The sequence below is a fragment of the Vibrio sp. 10N.222.49.C12 genome (assembly GCF_041475025.1).
Classification (GTDB): domain Bacteria; phylum Pseudomonadota; class Gammaproteobacteria; order Enterobacterales; family Vibrionaceae; genus Vibrio; species Vibrio crassostreae_C.
Genome location: NZ_JBFRVF010000014.1, coordinates 41,620 through 65,701, shown reverse-complemented (window position 1 = coordinate 65,701; position 24,082 = coordinate 41,620). Strand labels below are relative to the sequence as shown.

Below are 24,082 nucleotides of genomic sequence, written 5' to 3'. Positions count from 1 at the left end.
CACCGTTAGATCTGGAAGCAATAATTCAAGCAGTAGTCTTCACCACTCTTTGCTCTGAACTCTTTATCTTCACTGCATGCCTTTGGTTTACCCTTTGCGTCACCTTGAATCAAACTGATCCAGTGGCGCATCGCTGCAATGGTCTCTTCACGCATTGTGGTTGTTGCTTCCATTGGTGATTGGCCAAACGTGGTGCATGATTCCAACTGAATATCATCAATTTCTACTAGCTCAATACAACCTGTCCCTTTGTGGCAACCAAACATCACCTCTAGGTGGCTGCCACTGCCATCTCGAAACAAGATAGAGTCTGGGTCGTTCTTCTCACCCATGTACGCTACAAACTGCTTAGGGTGCTTCAGACCGCTGTGCTGACCGTCTTTAAAGTAAGCCATAATATGGCGGTAATCGACTACGTAGCTGGTTACGTCTTGATGTGAGCCATTCTCTAGTGGGAATAGTCGATCAAGCAGCTGCTTTGCTTTCACTTGCTTTTCAGTTTGCTGATTAGCATTGATTGTCTCCACGGCAAAGACAGCTTCAGCGATAAATGGCTTTGATTGTTTTTGGATTTCTGTTTTATCGAATGTAAGCATATTCATAGTCTTTCCCTCTTGACCAGTCCGGTGATAACCACCGATTTCTACAGCAAAAATGTGTCCTAGAGCAATTATTCCAAACTAACGTTTAATTTATTTGTCATTTTGTGAATTGCTTAGTTTGTAGATTAGCGCTTTTTTACATACAATTTCACAACAAAAATTTTACAATGTGAATTTTACAAATATGGCCTTGTCAAAAAGTTTAGTTCGTCAGTCACATTTCCTAGGTACGAAAATACGTAACCTAAGAAAACGTAACCATTTAACGATGGAAGACCTGTCTGCGCGTTGTATTAGAATCGACCCAGAATGTGCTCCTTCCGTTTCTTACCTTTCAATGATTGAACGTGGAAAGCGGGTTCCGAGCATCGATATGCTGGAAGTGATTGCACAGGTCTTTCAGAAGAATCCGATGTGGTTCCTCGACGACGAATCTGAACAACAAGCCATTGCTCCTGATAAGGGGAATCGTGGTGGGATAAGTGGCATGGCGCTCGAGCCGAGCTTCCTATTCTCAAACGACATCCTGCAAATTGCGATTCCTGAGATGCTGTCACAAACGGGCATTTCAGGCCGCCAGTTTGCGCACCTCTTGATTCGAGCACACCAAGAGAGCAACCAGAACCACTTCCCTGACCTTGAGCGCGCTGCGGAAGAAGTAGGCTTAAAACGTCTTAACCTCAGCGTAGAAGACCTGATAGACATCGCTAGAAGCCTAGGAATCAACATCCGCTGGGTGACGCGCACGCCGCAAGACGTCGTCGATGAGCTCGGAATTAACGCTAAGCAGTTAGTGACCTCCTTCTTTGAGCCTCCCGGTACTATCTTCTTAAACGAGATTCTTAAAGAGTATCCAACTCGTCTGAAATACGACCTTTCGGTTTATATCGGTCATTGCATTCTGCACAGCAAAGAAGGCCTAAAGAGTGTGTTGTCGGTCGGTAACAACAACACGTGGGACGACAACCAGGTATCAGGCTCTTCACAGCTCAACTCCCAAGATATTCTTCAAGCATGGCGAGACTTTGAATCCAGCTTCTTTGCTGGCGCACTTCTGTGCCCGAAAGTCCCGTTTAGGCAGCTACTTGACCGCACTGGTTACGAAATCGACGTTCACAAAAGAGCAGGGGTTTCCCCCTCTGTTGCGATGCGTCGAATGACTGTAGTATCGCCCTACCCTCACTGGCACTACTTTGATGCTTATGGGCCGGGGAAACTCAAGGCGGTATATCGCGGGAACGGGATTCCGCTACCTTGGGGAAATATGAGAACGGTCGCTGACCCATGTCAACATTGGGCTGTGTTCCGTCGATTATCAGAACCTCGAGCGGGAAGCTCGGCTCAAATCTCCATTTTGAACGTGGGTGATGAGCCAAGAATCTACTGCTGTGAATCCATCAATATGACGGATCCTGCGGGTAACAATCGTGTGTTGTGTGCTGGTATAGATCTCAACCCTGCGATTGATGCTCAAGGCGGTAATTCAAGAGACATAGCAGAGCAGCTTAAAGCGTCATGCGTTAACAATGGTGGCTCTGTGGCAATTCCGCGTAACATCAAAAAAGATCTCACGACAATAGCCAAGATTCTAAATATAAATTGGATTGAACGTGGGATTGAGACAGAGGCGAGGCTTATCTGCTCCAGAGGTGGAGAATGCCCACGCCAACCAAGCTGTTACTCTAAGTGTGGTGAGTAAAAAAGTAATAACAAAAAATAGAACCTAAATTTCAGGCAAAAAAAAACCAATCACAATAAGGGTGATTGGTCATATATTTTGTGTGAACAAAAAAGGTTCACTAACAACGTCAGTTGGCTAGGTGACCCTCGGCTTAAGAAGGGTCACCATTACTAATGCAGCATGCGTGCCAACTTTTAAAACACGTATTTACTACGCATCTGGACACGTATCGGCCGGATATCCTTGTTTGTTTTGCAAACTGGAATTGCAAATTGCAAAATTCAACAAAAACGCTAGTGATTATGTTATTATTAATGAATAATTAAAGATTCATTACCCTTCCCAAAAATGTCATATTTCCCTTAGATTCAATCACTTTAAACAGCAATAAACCTCCCCTAGCTTACTCAAGCTATACGGTTACTCAACATAAACAACGCCCATAAAAAAACGCGAACATTGAGATTCAATATTCGCGCTTATTCGATTTCTATGACAGAAAGAACTTAACCCACGAGACGCCTTTTTATAAAGCGACTCATGTTCGTTGCTCTTTCAATATCTCAGAAAAGATTACTTCTGAGGAGCTGGCTTAGAACGGCTTCGAGACGGTTTGTTTGTCGAAGGTTTGTTGCTTGTCGGCTTATTTGACGACTTGCTTGGGCCGTAGCTACCGCCGTAACCAGACTTCTTAGGTTTGCCTGCAGGTTTACCCGCGTTGTTTGGCTTACCAGTACCGTTAGATTTACCCGCACCGCTTGGTTTGCTCAGAGTGTTCTGAGCACCTGCGTTATTTGCAGCAGGTTTATTGCCCGCACTACCGCGTTTAAAGTTGCTGCCGTTGTTTCTTACTGATTTATCTTCAGTTGTCGCAGCTGAGTTGTTTTCAGCAGGTTTCTTACCAGATGTCGGCTTACGCTTTGGAGCCGAACCATTACCAGCTACATGACGCTTGTTCTTACCTGCTGGCTTGTGCCCGCGAGCGTTATCACCAGAGCGTTGACCATCAGCATGTTCACGTGGCTGTTTTGCTTTCTTCGGTTTCTTAGGCTTGATTGGACGTGAATCCAAGCGAGACTCAGGTAACTTATTTACTGGAGAGAAACCTTCCAGTTCACGACGCTCTAGCACTTGTTGAATCAGGCGTTCAATACCGAACAGCTCACCCACTTCATCAGCACAAACCAATGAAATCGCTTTACCTACTTCACCTGCACGGCCAGTACGACCGATACGGTGTACATAGTCTTCTGATACATGAGGAAGATCGAAGTTAACTACTTGAGGCAGTTGCGGGATATCGATACCACGAGCGGCGATATCAGTTGCAACAAGTACTCGTACCTTACCTGTTTTGAAGTTCTCTAAGGCTTTAGTACGTGCACCTTGGCTCTTGTTACCATGGATAGGTGCAGCAGTGATGTCTTGCTCTTCAAGGAAGCGAGCAAGCTTGTTCGCACCGTGTTTCGTCTTGCTGAACACCAACACTTGTTGCCAATCGTTATCTTTGATTAGCTTCGCTAGCATTGCGCTCTTTTTCTTTTTGTCTACTGGGTAGATGCTTTGCTCAACCGTTTTTGCCGTCGAGTTTGCAGGGCTTACTGAAATCTCAACAGGATTGTTCACCAAGCCTTTCGCTAAGCTGCGGATATCATCAGAGAACGTCGCTGAGAACAGTAGATTCTGACGCTTCTTAGGTAAGAAAGCTAAGATCTTACGAATATCGCGGATGAAACCCATGTCTAGCATGCGGTCCGCTTCATCTAGCACTAGGATTTCTAGTTGGTCAAAACGCACTGCATTTTGGTTGTATAGGTCAAGTAGACGACCAGGTGTTGCCACCAACACGTCACTACCTTTACGCAGTTTTTGCATCTGAGGGTTAATCTTCACACCACCAAACACTACCGTCGAAGTCAGCGGTAAGTTAATACCGTACTTCACTACGCTGCCATTCACTTGCGCAGCAAGCTCACGAGTTGGCGTTAGCACGAGCGCACGAACTTGGTTCTGACGTACGCGAGTACCTTTCGATAACATTTCAAGAATAGGTAGCGTGAAGCCTGCAGTTTTACCTGTACCTGTTTGAGCAGCGGCCATAACATCTTTGCCCGTTAGGACAGCTGGCACGGCTTTCTCTTGTATTGGTGATGGCTTATCGTAACCTTGTGCTTCAATAGCTTTAAGGATCGGTTCAGAAAGGCCAAGGGAGGTAAAACTCATAGATTATTTTCTCAGTTGAATAACATTTAGTATGAGCAACACGTTAAAAAGTGCGTTGCTTCAGCTTTTGCTCATCAAATACATTGATACGGAGCAAAGCGCGGTATTCTGAGGCTTTTCCCCCCATTCAGCAACTAAATTCTAATCGCAGCTAAAATTCAACCTAGATAACTTGTCGCTTCTGTTCGTACATTTTTTCATCAGCGGCTTTCAAGAGCGCATCGACATCATTGTAGTTACTATTGTGAATAACCCAACCCACACTGATTCTGAGATAAATAGAGTGCGCTTCGTACACAACTGGCGCCGAGCATATCGCCTTTCGTAGTTTAGTCACGATTGAAGATACGTGTTGATCATCGATGATGCGTGGCAACAAGACCAAGAACTCATCACCGCCTATCCTTGCAACGATATCTGAAACACGCAGCTCACTTCTTATGCGGTTAGCACACTCGATCAATACCTGATCGCCTGCCGCGTGACCATAAGTGTCGTTGATTGCTTTAAACCCATCGAGGTCGATATTTACAACAGCAAAGGTTCTCGCTCTCTGTTTTTGAGTGGTTTTGAAGGCCTGCTTGAGGCTATACATGAAGTATCGACGATTCGGCAACATCGTTAACTCATCATGCATAGAGCGGCTATCTGCAATGCGGTAAAGGCGATAAATAGTAAAGAAAGCAAACGCCAGCACTAATATTATGGAGTAGCCCACCAGCCTTACCGCTTGGATGCGATACCAAGGCTCATCCATCAATACATGTTCGTTACCGGAGAGAGCAAGGTACCAACCCCCGTATGGAAAACTCACCTGTTCAGTGGCAAACGCATTATCGAACACATCCTGAGTGCCATAAAAGACAGCGCCATCTTTCCCTGAACTGTTTGCACCACGAATTGCTAATTCATACTTGTTCTCTATCTTGCCGATTCCAACATCTTCAAACAGCTCATCTAAACCGATAACAGCACTGGAGACACCCCAGTAATCTTGATTGAAAGGCGGGTCTCGGAAGATCGGAGTGCGTGCAATGAGGGCTTGTCCACCTTGAAACAGCTCAAAAGGACCGGCAATAAAGGTGTTGCCAAGATTACGGGCTATCTCAACAGACTCCCATTGATTTGGGTGATCACGATAATTAATACCGAGAATCTGCTCATTACCTTCCATCGGGTAAACAAAGTTTAGAATGTCGTCTTTGGCGAGTCCGATAAGTCGAATATGGAAGCCATCTTGAATGATATTCTCAGCAATCTTATCCCAATTTTTCACCTCACCATTGGGGTTGATGGTCACTAAGGTCGAGAAATTATTGAGGATATACATATCTGACACGATCGCGGCTTCAATCCGAGAACGAATAATGGATAGTTGCTTTTTTGCCTCTGAATACGATTCGTTTTTAAGAAAAGTTAATTGCTTGGCATGAAAGAACTCAATTGCGCTTACTATCGCAAGGAAAAAAAGAAAAGATACTACTCTGGCAGACCACTGCTTGCTAGAACCACTTGGCATTTACGAACCTCTAACACTATTGTTCTATATACTGCCTTATAACGGCTCATTTCTGGCTTATTGCCCCAGTATGCCGCTAAGTCATTAAAAATCCATACTGACGTCGACTATCTATCAAATATTGAGTGATCCATCACTTCAAACTTCTTTACTAAACGAATGGTTTAATCAAAAAGGGTTAGTGAACCTTATAAAGCTTACATTGTATTGACTCAACGCTTACATTGAAGGATTCATCAATGTTATTTTACATAGACTAATAATCAGCTTGGTACCTCACGACATGAAGTTAAAAACTATCACACTGTGTACATTGCTATCAGCCTCGGTTGCCGTTCACGCACAAGAAAACGTTCAAGCGCCAACCGCAGTGAACGTTCAATCCCAAGCAGATTCGCTCAATTCTCAAGAACAATCTTTCAAGCAATCTGCAGACCTAATTCGCACCACCTACGAAAGCCAGCTTTACACCCTGCCTGCATTCAAAGAAGGTCACTACGGGCTGCGCATGTATCGTCAAACATTAGACGATAAGTATTCAGCGGCGGTGTGGAGCGACATGGCTCGAGTGGCAAGCAAGCTCAGCACCCTGTCGAATGACGTTCAAACCATGGAACAAATCGTACTCTACTCAGAGAAGCGAGTTGCATCTTATATTGGTGATAACGATGAGCGCAGTATTCGACGCTACAACATCACCAAGCACATGCCTGAATACCTTTACCTTGGTGTTGACCTTCTAGGCTCTATGGCTCGTGCTAACGAATACGGTTTAGAACACAAGAACGATGCCAAGCTACGCGAAATCATTCGTCGCTATGACTTCTCACGATACGTGACCAATGAAGACATGGTGAAAGCGTGGGCCGCTCAATTAGCGAATCAGGTTTACTGGTTGCGCCAACTGGGTGAGCAGGATGTCGTTGATGAGTTTGTCGATACCTTCAAAAAAGCGTATCCAGACGATAAAGACAAAAAACTCTCAAGCCAGCAATTCGGCAATAAGATCTATGGTATGACACACGTCATCTTCGGCGACTCAGAATATTACCAACATCAAGTAAGCGAACAAGACCATCAATGGATCTACGATTACTTTAGAGAAAACATCGATACGATTCTGCTGCGTGCGAAAGAAGATGTGATTGCTGAGGTTGGATTAACCTTCTTATTGGCAGGTTTAGAAGATGACCCAGTTCTAGAGAAAACTCGACTCGCGATTCAAGCTTCAATCGATGAGAAACAAGGCATGATCCCTTCAATTACTGGCGATTTTGACCTTGAGTACGGTGAACACCGCAACGTATTAGCAATCATGCTACTCGATTGGCAGCAAGTGAATGAAGCGCCGACTTATGAAGGCAACCCTAAGGTGTTTACTAACATCCCTTACGGACTCATTAAAAACCAACCACCGAAGAACTAGCAACATACCTAGCCTAGGTTCATCATAGAACCCAAAAAGCCTCATACCTTTCAAGGCTGCGGCTTTTTGCTGTTTACTACGTCAGTACTCGTATCAAAAGTTGTTAATATCAAAACCTGCGTAAAGATAAAAACAAAGACGACATCAAGCTCCTGACACGGCTTTGTTCATCACTATCGTAAAATCCCCTTCTGCGTAGCCCTCCGTTAAAGAGACATCATCGCAGAGCGTTTTACAGAAACGATAGACACCTTGAGGGTGATAACTCATCAAGGTATTACGTGAAGGATGTTGGCTTGAATTGAGAAGATTAAAAATCACCGTCTGATTCGCCAATTCATACATGCGAGTAATCATGTTTGTCAGATAATCAGAATCACGAGAGACATAGTTCAGTGAACCACTCGCGATGACAATGTCGTGCGCCTCAAGTTTCATTTTGCTCATATCACCCGACAAAAACCGACAACGATCTTCTGTATAGTTTTGCTTTGCCTTCTTAAGAAAGCCTGCGTGTTGGTCAACGCCGGTATAAGATTGAATGCGATAGATGCTGTCGAGCAGCTCAAACAGCTCGCCATAGCCGCAACCCAAATCTAAAACACTCTTCTTTTCGAAGTCCGCTGCACGAGCGATCACTTCAAAGCGACACAACTGGCTCTCTTCGCTAGTCCAACCTAAAGCTTTAGCCTTGTCGCCATTCGAGCGGTTTGTCTGCTTTCGATGATAGCGATACACCTTCCAACGATCGAGCCAGTGCATTACGAGAAATCCACCCACACTTCACGACCACCAGCCAGCTCTTGGTTATGGTATTGCCATTGATATTGCGCGAGCAGCTTTTCGGTGAGCTCTAACCCTAGACCAAAGCCCAAATGATTGTCTTCTATCGTGCCGTCAGTGTTGTGATTAACAATGGTGACTTTCGAGCCTACCTGAACGATGCCCACGGTACCGCTTCCTGTGTGTTGGAAAGCATTGCGAATCAAATTGGTCAGCACTATGCGAGTGAGTCCGACTGGCAACTGACATTGTGTGTCGTCGCGTTCAAGATTCACAGCCACGGCTTTGCCATTCAATAGATAGCTTAAATCGTGGTTTATTTGTTGCAGCAGTTCACCGAGATGTATGTTTTCTAGAGGCAGATCTTTGTCTTGTTGTCGGGTAAGCCACAACAAGGTTTCTGTCAGATCTGTCATGGTGAAACCCGCGCGCTTGATTCGATCAATGACTTCAAGCTGCTTTTCTGGGCTCTTTCCCTTTTGAATCAACTTCTCTAGCAATTCACTATTTGTTCTTGTGACCGCAATAGGAGTACGTAATTCGTGGCTCGCGTAACCCAAAAATTTCTGCTCTCGTTCTAAGCTGTTTTGAACCGAACTCAAACTATCACGAATGATGTTAGCCAAGGTGTTCAGTTCACTGAAGTGAAAATCAGGTGTCGGTTCACTGAGGTTATCTTTATCTAGCGATTTGGCCCAGTTCTTTAGCTGCTCAACAGGCGATGCCACCTTACGTAACACCAAAACCAAGATAACGAAAAACAGTACGATCGCACCCAGTGCGGTCAAAAGAATCGTGATAAAGTGCGGAAGCCCTTCATCATTAATGAAAGGGTCATGTTTTTGAGCAAACACCGCAGAAACATAACGAACCTCATTACCTTTCATCACCTTCATGGCGAAATAGCCTTTCTCGGGAGGTGAGAATATAGATTTGCCAATGATTATTTTGGTCATGCGGTTGAATTGCAGTTCGTTCTGGTTAAGGTTGTTCTGAATACTTTGTGGCAAGTCGGTCCATTGGGTCGCCACCGTAAATTCTTGATTGGTCATAGGCTTACCCGGCTTTACCGCATCTTGTTGCGCTTGGGCAATCATAGAGCCACGCATAGCGATATCCATCCCAGAGACAAAGTAATTTACGCTCAAGGCAGAAAGAACCAGAATCGTCGTCACACCTGTAACCAGAATCGCCAATAAAACGTAGATCCTTAGACTTGGTCGGATCTTCATTCTTGTCGTAACTCCTTAATCGCAAAACCTTTACCCGCAATGGTATGCAGCAGCTTATTGTCTTGTTCAGCATCGACTTGTTTACGCAGATTGAAGATATGCACTTTTAAGCTATTACTGTCTGGTTGATCGTCGCCCCACACGCCCTGCATAATGGTCTCACGAGAAACAGGATTAGGGCTAGAACGCATCAAGATTTCCAGTATTTTGAGTGCGGTAGGCGAAAGCTTTAAAGGGGAATTATCGCGATAGGCTTGATGCTGTTTGAGATCGATTTCCAAATCGCTTACCGACAAGCGGCGAACCTGACCACTGCGTCGCTTCGCCAACACTTGCACTCGAACAATCAACTCTTCCATTGCAAAAGGTTTCACCAGGTAATCATCGGCCCCTTTTGAAAAGCCTGTCAGCTTATCATCAAGCGTATCACGTGCAGTGAGCATCAAAACGGGTGTATCAATGCCCTGCGCTCTGAGATTCTCACATACCTGCAAGCCGTTCATTTTAGGCAAATTGAGATCGAGAATTACCGCGTCATAGCGGTTGGTTTCGATGAGGTTGAGTCCAGCTAAACCATTCGCTGCATGATCGCACTGGATATCTTCTAAATCGAGGTAATCAATAACCGCAGTGGCTAAATCGAGGTCGTCTTCAACCAAAAGCAATTGAAGCTTATCTGTGAATTTATTAGTGACGGATTCTGCCATCGTGACGACCTCTATTGTTAGTTGTAGTGTAGCTTTATAGTGATCTTTAATATCTTGTTCGGTAATGAACCTAGACCGAAGTTGCTGAGCCTCGCTCGGCAATCATCAGCCTAGATATCATTAGCTTAGCCATTGTTAAGCTGTTTGTTCAATGCCTTTGACGCGATTTGTGATTTTAAGAATCAGAGACTTAATCTCACACTGAATCATTAACAATGCTGGCGTTAGAATCAGTGTAATAAACGTCGCAAACAAAATACCGTAGCCTAGCGCCGCTGCCGCAGGGATCAGGAACTGAGCCTGCAGAGACGTTTCACTTAATAGTGGCATCAAACCTGCGAACGTGGTGACCGATGTGAGTAACACGGCTCTTAGTCGACCAGAACACGCTTCAACAATCGCATCGTGAACCGACTTACCTTTCTCTTTGATTAGCTCGTTAAAACGAGAAACCAACAACAAGCTGTCGTTCACCACCACACCGCTCAACGCAAGGGTACCGTTTAACGATAGGATACTGATTGTTAAGTCATTCCACCAGTGCCCTAAGATTGCCCCAACAATGCCAAATGGAATCGCTGTCATGATGATCACAGGTTGAATGTAAGACTTCAGCGGGATAGCAAGCAGCGTATAAATCGCTATCATGGCAAGTATGAACATACTCATCATTGAACTAGCCGTCTCTTCTTGTTCTTCCGTTTCGCCAGCAAAGTCGACCGTTAATCCCGGGTATTGCGCTTCTAAATCGGGTACTAATGTGTCTTGCAACTGATGAACAAGCTCAGCAGGTGCAACCACGTCTTTATCTAATACTGCACTGATGTACACCGCTCGTTGGCTATCAATACGTGTGATCTCTGATACTTGGTAATCAGAATATACTTCAGCAACGGTGCTCAAAGGCACCACGGTACCGTCGTTGGTTCTCACGCTCGATTGCTTGATATCCGCAATGGTTTGGCGATCCGATTCTGGGTAGCGCACACGGACTTTTACCTCATCCTTACCACGTTGGAACTGCTGAACAATATCACCACCAAACGCTTGCAATACTTGCTGTGAAAGACTTGCAGTATCAAAGCCTAACGCACGGCCTTGCTGTGTTAATTCAAAACGATACTGAGGCTCACCAAGATCCAAGTTATGGTCAATACCACTCACACCTTCAATCGCTTGCAGCTTGGTTAAGAACTCATTACCCGCCGCAGTCACTGATTCTTCGTTCCACGCTTTCAATTCTACTTTGAAGTTGTCGACCATCTCCATTTTAGACAAGACTTTGAGCTTCTTAACCCCTTCCATCTGGCCAACAGCCTCTTGCCAAGCATCAGCAAACTCATTCGATGTGTAGACACTGTCGCTGTCCAATTCAATTTTAACTTGACCAGAGTCATCAGCATCCGCGATAACTTGAAGACTCAGCAGTTCAGATGCTTCATCTTGAGCACCGTATTGCGCTCTCAGAGTTTCATCCGTTTGGGTTGCCGCCGCTTCAAGCACCAACAAGTTTTGTTGTGTTTGACCAAAGCTCGCATCGTTTTGCATCGACATATCGGCAGTTACCGTATCGCCCGGCATATCAGGGAAGAACGCTACACGAACCGCCCCCGTCATTGGTAACCCAGCAACTAAAATAAGCAATGACAAGAAAACCATCACTACCGCATAACGCAGTTTCAACGCCCATTCAATTACGGGGCAGTAGATACGCTTATTAAACCAACCTAGCCCAGTATCGGCAGCATGTTGAACGCGAGCCCACAGCCCCTTCTTCTCACTACGCTTAGTATTAATATGAGCAAGGTGCGATGGCAGAATGAACTTAGACTCAACTAAAGACAGCAACAAACAGATAATCACGACCGTGCCGAATTGAGCGTAAATTTGCCCCATTTTACCGTCAACATTCGCTAACGCTAAGAAGGCAACAACTGTCGTTAACACACCAAATATAGTCGGTGATGCCACCTTCATGGTGCCTCGTATAGTACTGCCTATCGAATCGCCTTCTTCTTTGCGCGTGGAATAGATACTTTCCCCAACCACCACCGCATCATCGACTACTATCCCGAGCGCCATAATGAAACCAAAGGTGGTCATTTCATTGATGGTTAACCCCATGAAGGTATCTGTCATGAAGAACATGGTGCCAAAAAAGACAAACGGTAAGCCAGCTGCTACCCAGAAAGCGACACGCACGTTTAAGAATACCGCTAACACCATGAACACCAATGCAATACCGGTGAGCGCGTTCTTCATCAATAGGCTTAAGCGGTCTTTGATCATGGTACTTTTGTCGTACCAAGTTTCGATTTCGACATCGCTCGGCAGCATGTTGCTGTTTTCCCAGCGTTCTACCACTTTCTCTGCTTGTTCAACAATGCTGACGACGTCTCCGTATTCATCCATCACGATCTGAATTGCCATCGCATTCTGTTGGTTATAGCGAGACAGCATGAAAGTGTCGTCGGCAAACATGTCTTCTACATTGGCAATATCACCCAAGGTAATTTGCGTACCGTCAGTCGTCGTCATCACCGGAATCGCATTGAAATCTTGGATCTCATACGCCTGTTCAGAAACCTTCAAACGAACCGTTTTTTCGCCATTGCGAAGGCTAGTCGAGATAGCCGCAGAAGATTCCGCATTGATCGCTTCAGAAACGTCAGTCAGAGTTAAGCCGTAAGCCTGTAGCTTGTTCTCATCAACCTCAACCGAGATCATAGGATCGGCTTTGGCTTTGATTTCCAAATCACGAATGGATGACTGGCTCAGTAGATCTGATTTCAATTGCTCGGCTAAGCTCTGCAGCGTTGCTCTGTCTGCATCCCCATAAAGCTGTACCCATAAGGCATGATCTTGCATGCGAGCTTTATCAATCACAGGATTATCAGCGCCAGAAGGCAGGTTATTGATCGCATCTACCTTGGTTTTTACGTCGGCTAATAGGGTATCAAGATCGTAAGTGCTGGTTTTTTCGATCGAAACATGGCTGCCATTCGCATCAGACGTTGACGTAATACGCTTAATGCCTGGTACGGTTTCTAACGCATCTTCAATCTTAATCGCTAGGCCTTCTTCCGCCTGAATAGGGTCACCACTGTCATAGGTCACAGATACAGTTACCACATCGGGTTCAAGGCTTGGAAATGCTTCTTTACGTAGCGTGTTAAGCGATAAAAGACCGATGATGATCACGCCCACTAACAACAAATTCGCCGCTACAGAGTTATTCGCGAACCATGCGATTGCGCCAGTGTGTGGTTTAGTTGGCTTCTGGTTACTGTCCGCTTGGTTATTCGGTTTCAACTCATGAGACATGACTAACCCTCCGCCTTAGCCAGAACGACCATGCCCGCTTTAAAGCTGCTTAACGGACGCTTAACCACTTGTACACTGTCACCAATTTCCACGCCCAGTTTGGTAGGGTCGATATAAATCAAACCACCCTTTTCAAATTCAACATTCGCGTTTGATTTCGAAAGTTGACCGCTATCATCCACAAACCACAGGTCACCTTGTTGCGAAAGTGCAGAAGCCGGAAGCTCCCACAATTGAGTTAGTTGCTTGCCTGAAATCGTTGCTTGTACGAATGTGCCTGGATAAAGATCTTTCTCTTGCTCCAAAGGATTATCGACTTTAACGATCAATGAACGTTGACGCGTGTCTTGTTGTAAATGCTGCTCTACTCGCTCAACATAACCTTGCCACTGGTATTGACCATCAGAACTCGACAGAGTCACTGGCCACGACTGCTCTTTCAATTGCGAGTTATCGCTGTTGGGTAAGCTCAACCATTGGCTTTCAGACAAAGGAACAGAGACCTCAACCTCATCAACGCTGTATAACGTGGCTATCTGAGCGCCCGTTTGTGCGTAGCTTCCCGGTTGAACATCACGGCTCACGACCAACGAATCAAAAGGGGCAACCAAGGTTGTTTTTTCGAGGTCTTGCTCAGCCTTTACCAACTCTAGCTTGGCGTTCTCCAAGGCTGCTGTTACTTGTGCCAGTTGTGGTTCACGCAACACCAAAGGTGAATCCGGCTCGCCAGACAAACCAGAACGTTGCCATTCAGACTTAGCTTGTTCGCCTTGCCTCTGTTCTTCCAATAAATCCAGTTGAGCTTGAGCAACATTCGCCTTTGCTTGCGTCACCGCTTGTTGGTAACTGGTCGAATCGATATTGGCGATCACTTCGCCTTGGCTTATCACTTGCCCAGTTTCAAACTGTGAACTTATTGTTTCTACTCGACCGCCAACTTCCGTTGAAAACATCAATTCGTAACGCGACTTCGCTTCGCCATAACCCACCACTTCTGCTTGGTAGTCACCGAGAGTGGCAAGTACCACAGACACTTGCTGTTGTTGTGAAGCAGGTAAGGTCGTCGTATCAATAGACTTGGTTTGAATAGGCGTAGCTTGAGGTTCTGAAACCGTTAGTTCATTCGTCTTTTGAGGAGCAGGAGCCACTTGTGAACCATTGTAAGCAAGGGCAGCAAAAATGCTTGAACCAGCAACTAAGGTGATTGCAATTGTGATGGTGTTCAGTTTCATGAAGATACTCCCAAGCCCAGAGCTAGGCCTAAATCAATTCGGTTTACGAGACGGTTATAAATGGTTTGTGTTAACTGCGCTTCAAGGTCATAGGTTTGCTGCTGAACAGTAAGTAGATCAAAAATGTCGACCAAGCCCTGACGGTATTTCTCTTCATAGCTAGTGAAGCTGCGTTGTGCGCTTACCAAGGCGTTCGTTAGGTGTTGCTGTTGAAGCGTTAATGAGGACTCTTGCCCCATTGCGTTTTCCACTTCATTCACCGCATTGAGCAGTGTTTCTTGGTAAGCCCAGTAGCTGGTTTCTGTGGTTAGGGCAGCAATTTCTGCCTGTGCTTTTAGCTTGCCACCTTGAAACAGTGGTGCTGACACTTGGCCAAGCGCACTCCACAAAGGCCCGGTAAGCAGAGCTTCGCTCGGAGAATCCGCCATATCGGTTAGGCTGGCAGATAAGCTGATAGATGGCAGCATCGCTTTGTACGCCGCGTCAGCACGCAATGTTTCTGCTTCGATATTAAAGAAAGCGGCTTGAAGATCGGGACGACCTGCTAGATCTTGTGTCGGCATGTTTTCTAGCGGATTAATGATGGTTGGGAATGAACCGAGCTCAGCAAGGGATAGCTCATCAGACTCACCACTCCATTGCCCTGTTAACAAAACCAACTCACGTCGACTTTGTGCAAGCTGCTCACGGTAATCAGCTAAGGTTGCTTGAGTCGATGCGCTGCTGGTTTTTGCATTATCTAGATCTTCAAGGCTACCTAGCCCTGCTCGATAACGTTCTAAAACAAGTTCTTCATTGTTTTCTAGAATCACCAAACGCTGCGTTTCAATATCAACAAGCTGTTGCTTCAAACTGATATCAAGCCAACCTCTCATCACACTCGCGACCAAAAGATCTTGAGCGCCCTGAAGGTTAGCCTGAGACGTCGCAATGTCTTTCAAAGCGGCGTTGTTTGTGTCTGCAAGCTTCTGCCATAGATCGAGCTCCCAACCAACCGTGACATCAGTGGTGTAGGTTTCAGTAGTGCTTGAGCCGTTAGTGCCTTCGTCAGCTTGACCAGAAAAGCTCGCATCGACGGTTGGTAAGCGATCACCTGAAGTTACACCTTGCTGCGCATAAGCTATTTTGAGTGCTGTAATGCTTTGTTGGAGGCTTGGGCTGTTCTGCAGAGCGCGCTCGATATAGAGATCGAGCTCCGGTGCATTCACTAAATCGGTCAGTTGTAGGTTTTCAGCGTCTCGATCTTGTTGAGTCGACGCTTGATCACTAGAAGCCTGTTGAATCAGCTCTGCGAGTAAGCTTTGTTGTGTCTGATTAGTGCTTTGCTCAGCGAGTGAAACATAGTCGGCCTGACTGGTTGTCGTGCAACCCATCAATCCGATTAGAGCAAGTGAAATAAGGGAATGTTTTAAAGGAAGATTCAATTTCATCTTCTTGTCTCCTGTAAGAATGGAGACAAGATAACGAGCTGGGGGTTAAGAGAGGGTTAAGGCGAACGTTAACCCCAAAAGAAAATACAAAAAGCGTACGTTTAAACTTCAGCTTTACGCTTCTGACTTGCTTGAAAAGAGCCCACCGATTTTATAACCGATCGCATAGCAAACCACGGCGACAGTAACAAACACCAATGCCGAGAAGAAATACGCTACAGACGCTGCGACACCAGCCCCCCACACCACGCTGAACACCAAACCGAGATAAGCCTCTTTTGGCCACTGGTAAATAGGAAACTGAGCGCCGCCAGCAATTAGGTAAACCATCGCAAACAAGCCAATGAAGGTAACAATAAGACCGATGAGAACGCGAATGTTCATGGAGAGACCCTTGATTAATTTAGCTTGGTTGCCATTGTTCCTAATCGAAAGCGGATATGCTTAGTCGGAACCGAATATTCTCAATCGAAATCGAATGTTCTTAATCGAAGCCGAATGTTATTAATCGCAACCTGATGATATTCAAGTATATCGGATAAAAGGAACTGGCTCTATTACTCTTCCGAGTGAGCTTTTACTCACGATAGACAAATCACAGTCGACGGCCAAAACCTGATTTCGCCTGATTAACAGGCACAAAAAAGCGGACACCCTCCTTACGTTAACTCCGTAAGTAAAGTGTCCGCTTTAACTGAATATAGCTTAAAGCAGGATGAAAATACCCGCTAAGCATGCACTCATTAGGTTTGCTAGCGTACCAGCAGCTACAGCTTTCAAACCTAAGTTTGCAACTTCAGCACGGCGCTCTGGTGCCATAACACCGATTGAACCTAACTGAATCGCGATAGAACCAATGTTAGCAAAGCCACATAGAGCAAAAGTCACGATCACTTGGCTGTGTTCAGATAACAGAGCTTTGTTCTCAACGAAGTCGATGAAAGCAACAAACTCGTTCATAACGATCTTCTGACCGATGTAAGAACCCGCCATCAATACTTCGTCACTTGGGATACCGATCAGCCATGCAAGAGGCGAGAACAGGTAACCAAAGATAGCTTGTAGCGTAATACCCGCAAAACCGAACGTTTCACCTAGGCTTTCTAGGCCAGTGTTGACCATCGCAATCACACTCACGAATGCAACCAACATAGTACCAACCGCTACCGCAACCTTCATACCGTTCATCGCACCGCTTGCCAATGCATCAATCACGTTGCTTTGGTCAGCTTTATCTAGTTCGATATCGTCGTAATCACTTGGTGTGCTGCGCTCAGGAACGATGATCTTCGCCATTAACAGGCTACCCGGAGCCGCCATAAAGCTTGCAGCGATTAGGTATTTAAGCTCAACACCCAGGCCAGCATAACCACCAAGTACACTACCCGCTACCGACGCCATACCACCTGCCATGACAGCAAACAGTTCCGAACGAGTCATAGACTTTAAAAAGGGACGAATTAGAAGAGGAGACTCACCCTGAGAAAGGAAGATATTACCTGTAGCAACCAGAGATTCAGCTTTACTTGTACCCAGCAGTTTTTGCACCGCTCCGCCCAAGATTTGAATCACTTTCTGCATAACGCCTAAATAATAGAGCGCAGAGATCAAAGCACTGAAGAAGATAATGATTGGAAGTACGCGAACCGCGAAAATGAAGCCTTCAGTAGCCAGATCACCAAATAGGAAAGCGATACCAACGTCTGCAAAACCAAGCAAACTCGAAACGCCATTGCTTAGGCTTGTTAACGCCAGTTGTCCCCAAGGGAAATACAATACTAAGGCTGCAAAACCGATTTGAAGTAATAGTGCACGAGAGACCGTTTTCCATTTAATTGAAGAACGACTTTCAGATAACAGGTACGCGCAAGCAATCAGTGCAAGAACACCGACAAAACCAAATAGAATATTCATAATGTGTCCTAGTAATCCTTAAAGAGTGAACATGAGCCAAGCAAATGACATCAAAGGAACAGGACAAAGAACCGCAAGCAAAACGCTACGCGATGAAGGAGCTAACAGGGTTAGCGAATGTAACAACGAGTTGTTCATGTAAAAAATCACCTTATACAAGCAGTGGAACGTAGCTGGTCCGGTCCGTGGGGTCATTCACATATCCATGTGACGGCTTGTATTGGCTAAGCACCGGCTTAAAACCGGAAGAGAAGTATAAACAGTTAAGTGAGACTTTCATCACATTTTTTAACGCAAACGATCGCGCGGTCATAAAGCGTACAAATCGAACTACTTCTCGCAATAATTAATTTTTCCAGCAAGAAATAATGCAAAAAAAACCATCATTAAAATAAAAAGCCACAGAGTGTGGCTTTTTCAAAATATGAGATCAAAGTGGGAATAACTAGTTTAGCAGGGCACTTTTCACTTCAGCATCTCGGAATATCTCTTCAAAACGCTGTTTGTAGATCAGTTGCATCTCATTGATGATTGCACCACCATCAGGTACATCATTCTCGCCTTGGAAATTTTTGCTGAGTAGCTTATTACCAGCTTCATCATAGATAATCACATTAACGTTGTACCAAGAGTTATCCGTAAATGCGTGGAAGTCATACTTCCACTCATTCAAGACAAACATCATCGATTTGTTGTCGAATGCTTTCATCTGCTCAGCAACCTTGGTGATATCCTCTTCAGGCGTCGTCTCAACCGACTCAACAGCTACTTGCTGTTTTTTCAAGCCTGCGACCAATCTGTCAGTCAAAAATTGAGACATTGGCTGCTGTGTCGCCGTGTTGTAGGTATAAGGAATACCTAACGAACTGCGAATAATTCCCTCAAATTTTGGCTCTTTATCATGATCGAGAACGTATGGTCTCTTATCGATTACAGCGACGGTCAACGCTTTTTCCTGTGGAACTTCATTGAGTTGAGGCGCACTTTGTTCTGCTGTTAATACCGTTGCACAACCAGAAAGCCCTAACGATACTGCAGCGAGCAGTAAACTGACGAGTTTTTTCATAGATTTACCTATCTTATTGTTTTGAATAGGCTGTTCTAACAAAAATCGACTTAATGAGTAAACATTCATAAAATCAATATTTTACATAATTGTTATTTATATAAATTCGCTCACACATCGGGTTAAATTTATTGAGTCATCAGTCAATAAAAAGGGTTTGTAACGGAACGTTATGAAATGAACAGATTATGTTCAAGCTATCAAGCAAAAGCACAAGGACATCGGCGCGTACTATGTTCTGGCACCAAAAATTGCGATGCCTCATGCTCGCCCTGAAGATGGTGTGAACGAAGCATCACTGCAAGTAACGGTATTCAAAAAGGGTGTTGATTTAGAGTCAGAAGACAACGGTGACGTTTACCTTTCGATTACTCTGGCGGCGATGGACTCAGATAGCCACATCCATACGATTATGGCGCTATCAGAGTTGTTCCAAAATGATAATGACATTGATGCCATCATCGCAGCGGAAACTGAGCAAGCGATCATCGAGATCTTAAAGCGATACTAATCTCGATCTAAAAATCCTGATAAGCCCCCATTAAAAAAAGCGATAGCCTCGGCTATCGCTTTTCTGTTTCTGGTGCTTGGTCATTTCTCATCGAATATGAGTTAAGGCATCACACCTAGAAAGCATTCAGTGGCGTTAAAACGCGTACATTCGTTTGTCTGTCGATAATTCAAAGCAATATTGCGCGTGTTTATTAAGGCACTCAAACACTTCTCGATCCAACTTAAAGTTATCAACGTGGTCCCTCAAAATAGCGAGAGTCTCTTCTAACGTCATGCCTCCACGATAAGGTCGAGACTGAGTTAGCGCTTGAAACACATCCACCACAGCAACAATTCGACTGGGTTGATCCAACTCTTCCGCCGTTTTTCCCATTGGGTAACCCGAACCATCTAACCTTTCATGATGATTAGATGCCCACTGACAAACCTGAGGTGAACTGAACAACTCCTGCAATGCGAATCGAGTGTCCGTTGCATGGCGTTTAATACAGCAATACTCTTCTTCAGTGAGTAAATCCGGCTTATGCAGAATGTCATTAGGGGTTTGCAGTTTACCGATATCATGGACTAACCCAGCCAGATAGAGTTTGCGCTGAGTGGTGTAGGAATAACCCAGCTGTTTGGCGAGGTATTCTGAAAGCTGCCCAACCTTTAAAGAGTGCTTAAAGGTAAACGAACTTTTGGTATCAACAACATTGGCGATAAACTCGGCAAAGGCCACCGTCTCATCCAGCGACATTTGCTGGGAGAAAAATGGCACAGGTTCAAAGTTATCCCTCATGTTCTCGATGTATGGAATCTCCATAGAAAACCAGAAGTCATCCAAATCAACCAACTCGCACATGTGTTGCACAAGGTTGGTTTCGAACATCTCATCCGCTTGTTCAGTCAAACGTTCAATGATGCTCGCTTTGCCGTCTGGTGTTAGGTTTCCATAACGATCAGAAGAGGTTATGCCGTATAGATAATCGACTCTATCGGCAAGCATCACGATGGCAGCTAGTTCTCTTTCTAACTCGCTGATATGAATAGCCCTTAGCTCAGACCACGGAGTATGGTGATAAAGAACCGGCTTAGCAAATATAGAAAGAACTGGGCACTCTTTTAAGATTTGGTAGCCCTTTTGACAATGGTGATAGCTTGAGTCAGGTACAAACCCAGACGTTAAACTGAGCTGTTCATCAATTTGCGAGACACCACAGTCGTGAATCAAGCCTAACGAAAACGCGAGCTGCGCTTGCTCTTCTTCCCACCCCACACTCAGAGCACATCGATACGCGATATAGCCCACTCTCTGTCCATGATTTTTACTTTCGAAACCGACGTTATCAAGCGCCTTAGCAATACCGAATAGAGCCTTCCTTAAGTCCACGGTCACGTCCTGGCAATGTTGATTCATTATTTAAGTCTAGCATTTTTATATTTTTTATATATTTAGGCCGCTAATACTAATGCATAGCTAATGATTATATACACAACTATTGTAAGGTTTAATGAGTTTCGTGATAGAACCAAAGTTTCACGAAAAATCCGTGCTACAAATGGTTGCATATTAAAAATCATGCGACATTATAGCCTGCCGACTAAGATTCGCTTAAATAAGCAGCCTTAAGAAAAGGAAAGACATGTTTAAAACGGTTATCGACAACGAACTCTCCATCGCATTGGTTGAAGAGAGCTTCGCTTCTCACTACGCGGAAATCTCACAAAGCCAGAATGAGTACCTAAGTCAATGGCTCGTGTGGCCGCCACATTGTAAAACCGAGCAAGACTTTAGGATCTTCATCCAACGCTCGCTACACGATTATGCCGAAGGTAAAAGCATGACTTGTGCAATCGTGTATCAAGACAAGGTCGTCGGTAACTGCAGTTTCAATACCATTGATCATGATAAGCAAAAGGTGACCATAGGTTATTGGTTATCTGAGACATACCAAGGAAAGGGGATTGTGACGCGCGTTGTCCAGAAGCTGATTGATGTTGCTTTCAATGAGTTAGATATGGAAAAGGTAGAGATATCAGCCGCAACCGGTAACCAAAGCAGCCGCAAGGTTTGTGAGCGCTTACATTTCACGTTAGAAGGTATTATAACTCGTAACGAGAATTTGAATGGCCGCATCGTAGACCACGCTATTTATGGACTTCATCGCTCTAAGCTCTAGGCTCTAGGCTCTAGGCTCTAGGCTCTAGGCAGTAGTAACTAAGAAGTCACTCGCTTGTAAATCGGAATATAACAAAGCCACGGTATTAGTCGGTGGCTTTGTTATTTGACGAGCCTGAAGAGCTCTTGAAGCTGCAGCTTATGCGATCTTAGGAATCACGATACTGAACTTGGCGCCACCATAGTTGCTGTCGTCGATTTTGATATCCCAAGAAAGCTTTTTAGCCGCCGATAGAGCAATCGCGAGGCCTAACCCCAATCCACCTGTGGTCGACGTTCTGCTTGAATCTAATCGAGAGAACGGTAGAAATACCTCATCACGCTTATTCTCCGGTATTCCAGAACCATTGTCTTCAATCACCACCAGCCAGTTTTCTGAGTTCTCATCCAGCGTCATCCACACTTTGTCTTGTGTGTAATTACCCGCATTCTTGAGAACGTTATCGAACACCAAGCGTGCCATTGAGCAATCACACTTAATCTTGCACTCTAGCTGTACCTTAGATTCAAAGGTGGCATTGTCTAGTTTCGAGTAACGAATTCGGTCTAGGCAATACTCACGAAGATCGGAGGTCACTTTAACGAGCTCAAAGAAAGAGTTATCCATGACATTCAACTTCGACAGCATGATGATTTCTGACGTGAGCTCGTTGATATCCTCAATGTAGGTATCAATGTCATCGAAAAGAACCTGATGATTATCGGGGGCTCCCCTTCTTAGGATATCGGTCGCCAGTTGAATACGACTTAGCGGAGTTCGTACTTCGTGTGGGATAGCTTGAGCGAAAATATGACTTTGTTTTACTTTGCTTTCGATCTCTTCAGCCATGAAGTTAAAACTGCTGGCCAAATCAGAAACAGGATGGATGTCGTCCATGTCAGATCGAGTACTAAGCTTGCCCTTACCAAACTGTTTCTGCTTCTCGACGAGCAACTCTATTCTTTCTTGAAAACGCCTCACAGGTAAGTAAACACTTGCTCCAATCGCCACAATCACAGCCAACAACAGCCCTAACAAAAAGTGTCGTTCTGAGTCTTCGTACCATTCAATGTCAGGAGAGAAAAAGTCCCCTACCTCACTGAACCCAAAACTGAATTTAGAGTTTGGTAGCTGAAACACGGTCGAATAGAGGTTGTCATCACTTAGATATATCGGCACACCGTTTAAGGTTGTGTATAACTCACATTGTTGGCAAGGCGCCTCGCCCGACCAATTCTCCAACAGGCGTAAATTGAAGATATAAAATTGTTGGTAGCCTGTTCTATCGAGCTCTTTATAGAGTGAGTTTTCTTGATTGTGTTGACGAACATACTGCTCCGCAAAGTAGATGCCATCATTGAGGAAGGTTTCGATCTCGGTGCGTCGCATGTACCCCTCACCAAGGTTCAAGAACAAAAATATCGTTGCCGACATCCCAGTCACAATCCCAAGGTATAAGCGAGCAAACATCGAAACCGAGCGAAGCTTCGTAGCAATGAACTTACGCAACCAGCATGTACCCCTTGTTGCGAACCGTACGAATCAACTGTTTGTCTTTTGCGTGAATGCGCAGCTTTCGGCGTAACCCAGACACGCGCATATCAATCGAGCGGTCGTTGAACGCGTAATCTATCCCTCTAAATAACTGACAGCACTGGTCTCGAGTCACGACCTGACAGATGTTATTAACGAGAAGGTTTAAGATTTCAAATTCAGCAGAAGTAAGCTTGAGGTTTTGGCCGTAGAGCGTGGCACTTTGAGCAGAGCTGTTGATTACAATATCGCACTGTTTTTCAGCCGTAGTTTCTTGCGCAGTTTTTACGGGAGTCGCTCGACGCAATAACGCTTCAATTCGCGCTAACAAGGCATGGCCACGAATCGGTTTGGCAACGTAATCGTCCGCACCAAATTTAAACAAGCTGACCTCGCTCATTTCATCGGCGGAAGCCGTTAGCACTAAAATCATTCCATTGTAAAACTCACGGGCTTGACGGCAAATTTGCGCGCCGCTCATCCCTGGAAGCATCAAGTCCAACAGCACTAAATCAGGTTCAATACTACGGATCGCTTCAAGTGCCAAGTTCCCTTCATGAACAACGCTAACATTGTAACCTTCAGCTTCGAGGTAAAGCGTCGTTAGACGAGCTATCTCTTGGTCATCTTCAACAATGAGCACTTTGGTTTTCGACATTCCTATCACCAGTATTTATTAAAAGCGAAGGCAGTATATATATTGGTCATAGATCATCAATATTGGAATCAGAGCCCTACATTTACCGTACGCAAAAC

Annotated in this window: 18 protein-coding genes and 1 pseudogene; 4 read left to right on the top strand and 15 right to left on the bottom strand. The window is 45.0% G+C overall.

The features are described 5' to 3' along the window. Nucleotides 1-5: 5 nt before the first annotated feature. Entirely contained in the window at nucleotides 6-602 is a 597-nt protein-coding gene (locus tag AB4583_RS04540; protein ID WP_017060610.1) for a malate synthase, read from the bottom strand. A gap of 169 nt (nucleotides 603-771) precedes the next feature. Here AB4583_RS04540 and AB4583_RS04535 point away from each other — a divergent pair, with 169 nt between their 5' ends. Beyond that, a complete protein-coding gene (locus tag AB4583_RS04535; protein WP_372116583.1) occupies nucleotides 772-2,301 on the top strand; it encodes a DUF3612 domain-containing protein in 1,530 nt (509 codons plus the stop codon). A 555-nt stretch (nucleotides 2,302-2,856) separates the two neighbouring features. On the opposite strand, the gene AB4583_RS04530 is transcribed toward AB4583_RS04535, so the two are convergent. Both AB4583_RS04530 and AB4583_RS04525 read right to left on the bottom strand, forming a co-directional pair. Then, the gene (locus AB4583_RS04530; RefSeq protein ID WP_017060608.1) at nucleotides 2,857-4,506 is read right to left on the bottom strand and encodes a DEAD/DEAH box helicase; all 1,650 of its coding nucleotides are present in this window, start codon (nucleotides 4,504-4,506) and stop codon (nucleotides 2,857-2,859) included. Between the two features lie 163 nt (nucleotides 4,507-4,669). Then, on the bottom strand, nucleotides 4,670-6,025 hold the full coding sequence (locus tag AB4583_RS04525) for a diguanylate cyclase (RefSeq protein WP_372116581.1): 1,356 nt from the start codon (nucleotides 6,023-6,025) through the stop codon (nucleotides 4,670-4,672). A 283-nt stretch (nucleotides 6,026-6,308) separates the two neighbouring features. On the opposite strand from AB4583_RS04525, the gene AB4583_RS04520 reads away from it, so the two are divergent. Next, a complete protein-coding gene (locus AB4583_RS04520; protein ID WP_017060606.1) occupies nucleotides 6,309-7,451 on the top strand; it encodes a DUF3541 domain-containing protein in 1,143 nt (380 codons plus the stop codon). A gap of 144 nt (nucleotides 7,452-7,595) precedes the next feature. On the opposite strand, the gene AB4583_RS04515 is transcribed toward AB4583_RS04520, so the two are convergent. The 9 genes from AB4583_RS04515 to AB4583_RS04475 all read right to left on the bottom strand — a co-directional run bounded on the left by AB4583_RS04515 (nucleotide 7,596) and on the right by AB4583_RS04475 (nucleotide 19,139). Then, nucleotides 7,596-8,213: a class I SAM-dependent methyltransferase gene (locus AB4583_RS04515; protein ID WP_372116579.1), complete on the bottom strand. Its 618-nt coding sequence runs from the start codon at nucleotides 8,211-8,213 to the stop codon at nucleotides 7,596-7,598. After that, the gene (locus tag AB4583_RS04510; protein WP_372051160.1) at nucleotides 8,213-9,466 is read right to left on the bottom strand and encodes a sensor histidine kinase; all 1,254 of its coding nucleotides are present in this window, start codon (nucleotides 9,464-9,466) and stop codon (nucleotides 8,213-8,215) included. The genes AB4583_RS04515 and AB4583_RS04510 overlap by 1 nt, the downstream gene beginning before the upstream one ends. Further along, a complete protein-coding gene (locus tag AB4583_RS04505) occupies nucleotides 9,463-10,173 on the bottom strand; it encodes a response regulator transcription factor (RefSeq protein ID WP_372116577.1) in 711 nt (236 codons plus the stop codon). The genes AB4583_RS04510 and AB4583_RS04505 overlap by 4 nt, the downstream gene beginning before the upstream one ends. 135 nt (nucleotides 10,174-10,308) lie before the next feature. Then, nucleotides 10,309-13,497 carry an efflux RND transporter permease subunit gene (locus AB4583_RS04500; protein WP_372116575.1) on the bottom strand — a complete coding sequence of 1,063 codons (3,189 nt, stop codon included), beginning with the start codon at nucleotides 13,495-13,497 and terminating at the stop codon, nucleotides 10,309-10,311. A gap of 2 nt (nucleotides 13,498-13,499) precedes the next feature. Further along, nucleotides 13,500-14,729, bottom strand: a complete 1,230-nt coding sequence (locus AB4583_RS04495; protein ID WP_372116573.1) for an efflux RND transporter periplasmic adaptor subunit — start codon at nucleotides 14,727-14,729, stop codon at nucleotides 13,500-13,502. Next, complete coding sequence (locus AB4583_RS04490; RefSeq protein WP_372051164.1) at nucleotides 14,726-16,159, bottom strand: TolC family protein; 1,434 nt, start codon at nucleotides 16,157-16,159, stop codon at nucleotides 14,726-14,728. Before AB4583_RS04490 ends, AB4583_RS04495 begins: the two co-directional genes overlap by 4 nt. A gap of 114 nt (nucleotides 16,160-16,273) precedes the next feature. Further along, complete coding sequence (locus AB4583_RS04485) at nucleotides 16,274-16,543, bottom strand: hypothetical protein (RefSeq protein WP_017060599.1); 270 nt, start codon at nucleotides 16,541-16,543, stop codon at nucleotides 16,274-16,276. A gap of 321 nt (nucleotides 16,544-16,864) precedes the next feature. Continuing rightward, entirely contained in the window at nucleotides 16,865-18,073 is a 1,209-nt protein-coding gene (locus AB4583_RS04480) for a NupC/NupG family nucleoside CNT transporter (protein ID WP_372051165.1), read from the bottom strand. A gap of 445 nt (nucleotides 18,074-18,518) precedes the next feature. Next, the gene (locus AB4583_RS04475; RefSeq protein WP_017060596.1) at nucleotides 18,519-19,139 is read right to left on the bottom strand and encodes a hypothetical protein; all 621 of its coding nucleotides are present in this window, start codon (nucleotides 19,137-19,139) and stop codon (nucleotides 18,519-18,521) included. Between the two features lie 187 nt (nucleotides 19,140-19,326). Here AB4583_RS04475 and AB4583_RS04470 point away from each other — a divergent pair. Then, nucleotides 19,327-19,650, top strand: a pseudogene (locus AB4583_RS04470) (PTS sugar transporter subunit IIA); the annotation flags it as partial. A 135-nt stretch (nucleotides 19,651-19,785) separates the two neighbouring features. Here AB4583_RS04470 and AB4583_RS04465 read toward each other — a convergent pair. Further along, nucleotides 19,786-21,051 carry an HD-GYP domain-containing protein gene (locus tag AB4583_RS04465; RefSeq protein WP_029235617.1) on the bottom strand — a complete coding sequence of 422 codons (1,266 nt, stop codon included), beginning with the start codon at nucleotides 21,049-21,051 and terminating at the stop codon, nucleotides 19,786-19,788. Nucleotides 21,052-21,277: 226 nt separating this feature from the next. Here AB4583_RS04465 and AB4583_RS04460 point away from each other — a divergent pair, with 226 nt between their 5' ends. Beyond that, entirely contained in the window at nucleotides 21,278-21,814 is a 537-nt protein-coding gene (locus tag AB4583_RS04460; protein ID WP_017069226.1) for a GNAT family N-acetyltransferase, read from the top strand. Nucleotides 21,815-21,952: 138 nt separating this feature from the next. On the opposite strand, the gene AB4583_RS04455 is transcribed toward AB4583_RS04460, so the two are convergent. Both AB4583_RS04455 and AB4583_RS04450 read right to left on the bottom strand, forming a co-directional pair. After that, entirely contained in the window at nucleotides 21,953-23,302 is a 1,350-nt protein-coding gene (locus tag AB4583_RS04455; protein ID WP_017069225.1) for a sensor histidine kinase KdpD, read from the bottom strand. Beyond that, nucleotides 23,295-23,984, bottom strand: coding sequence for a response regulator transcription factor (locus tag AB4583_RS04450; protein WP_017060591.1), 690 nt, complete (start codon nucleotides 23,982-23,984; stop codon nucleotides 23,295-23,297). The genes AB4583_RS04455 and AB4583_RS04450 overlap by 8 nt, the downstream gene beginning before the upstream one ends. Nucleotides 23,985-24,082: the final 98 nt, after the last annotated feature.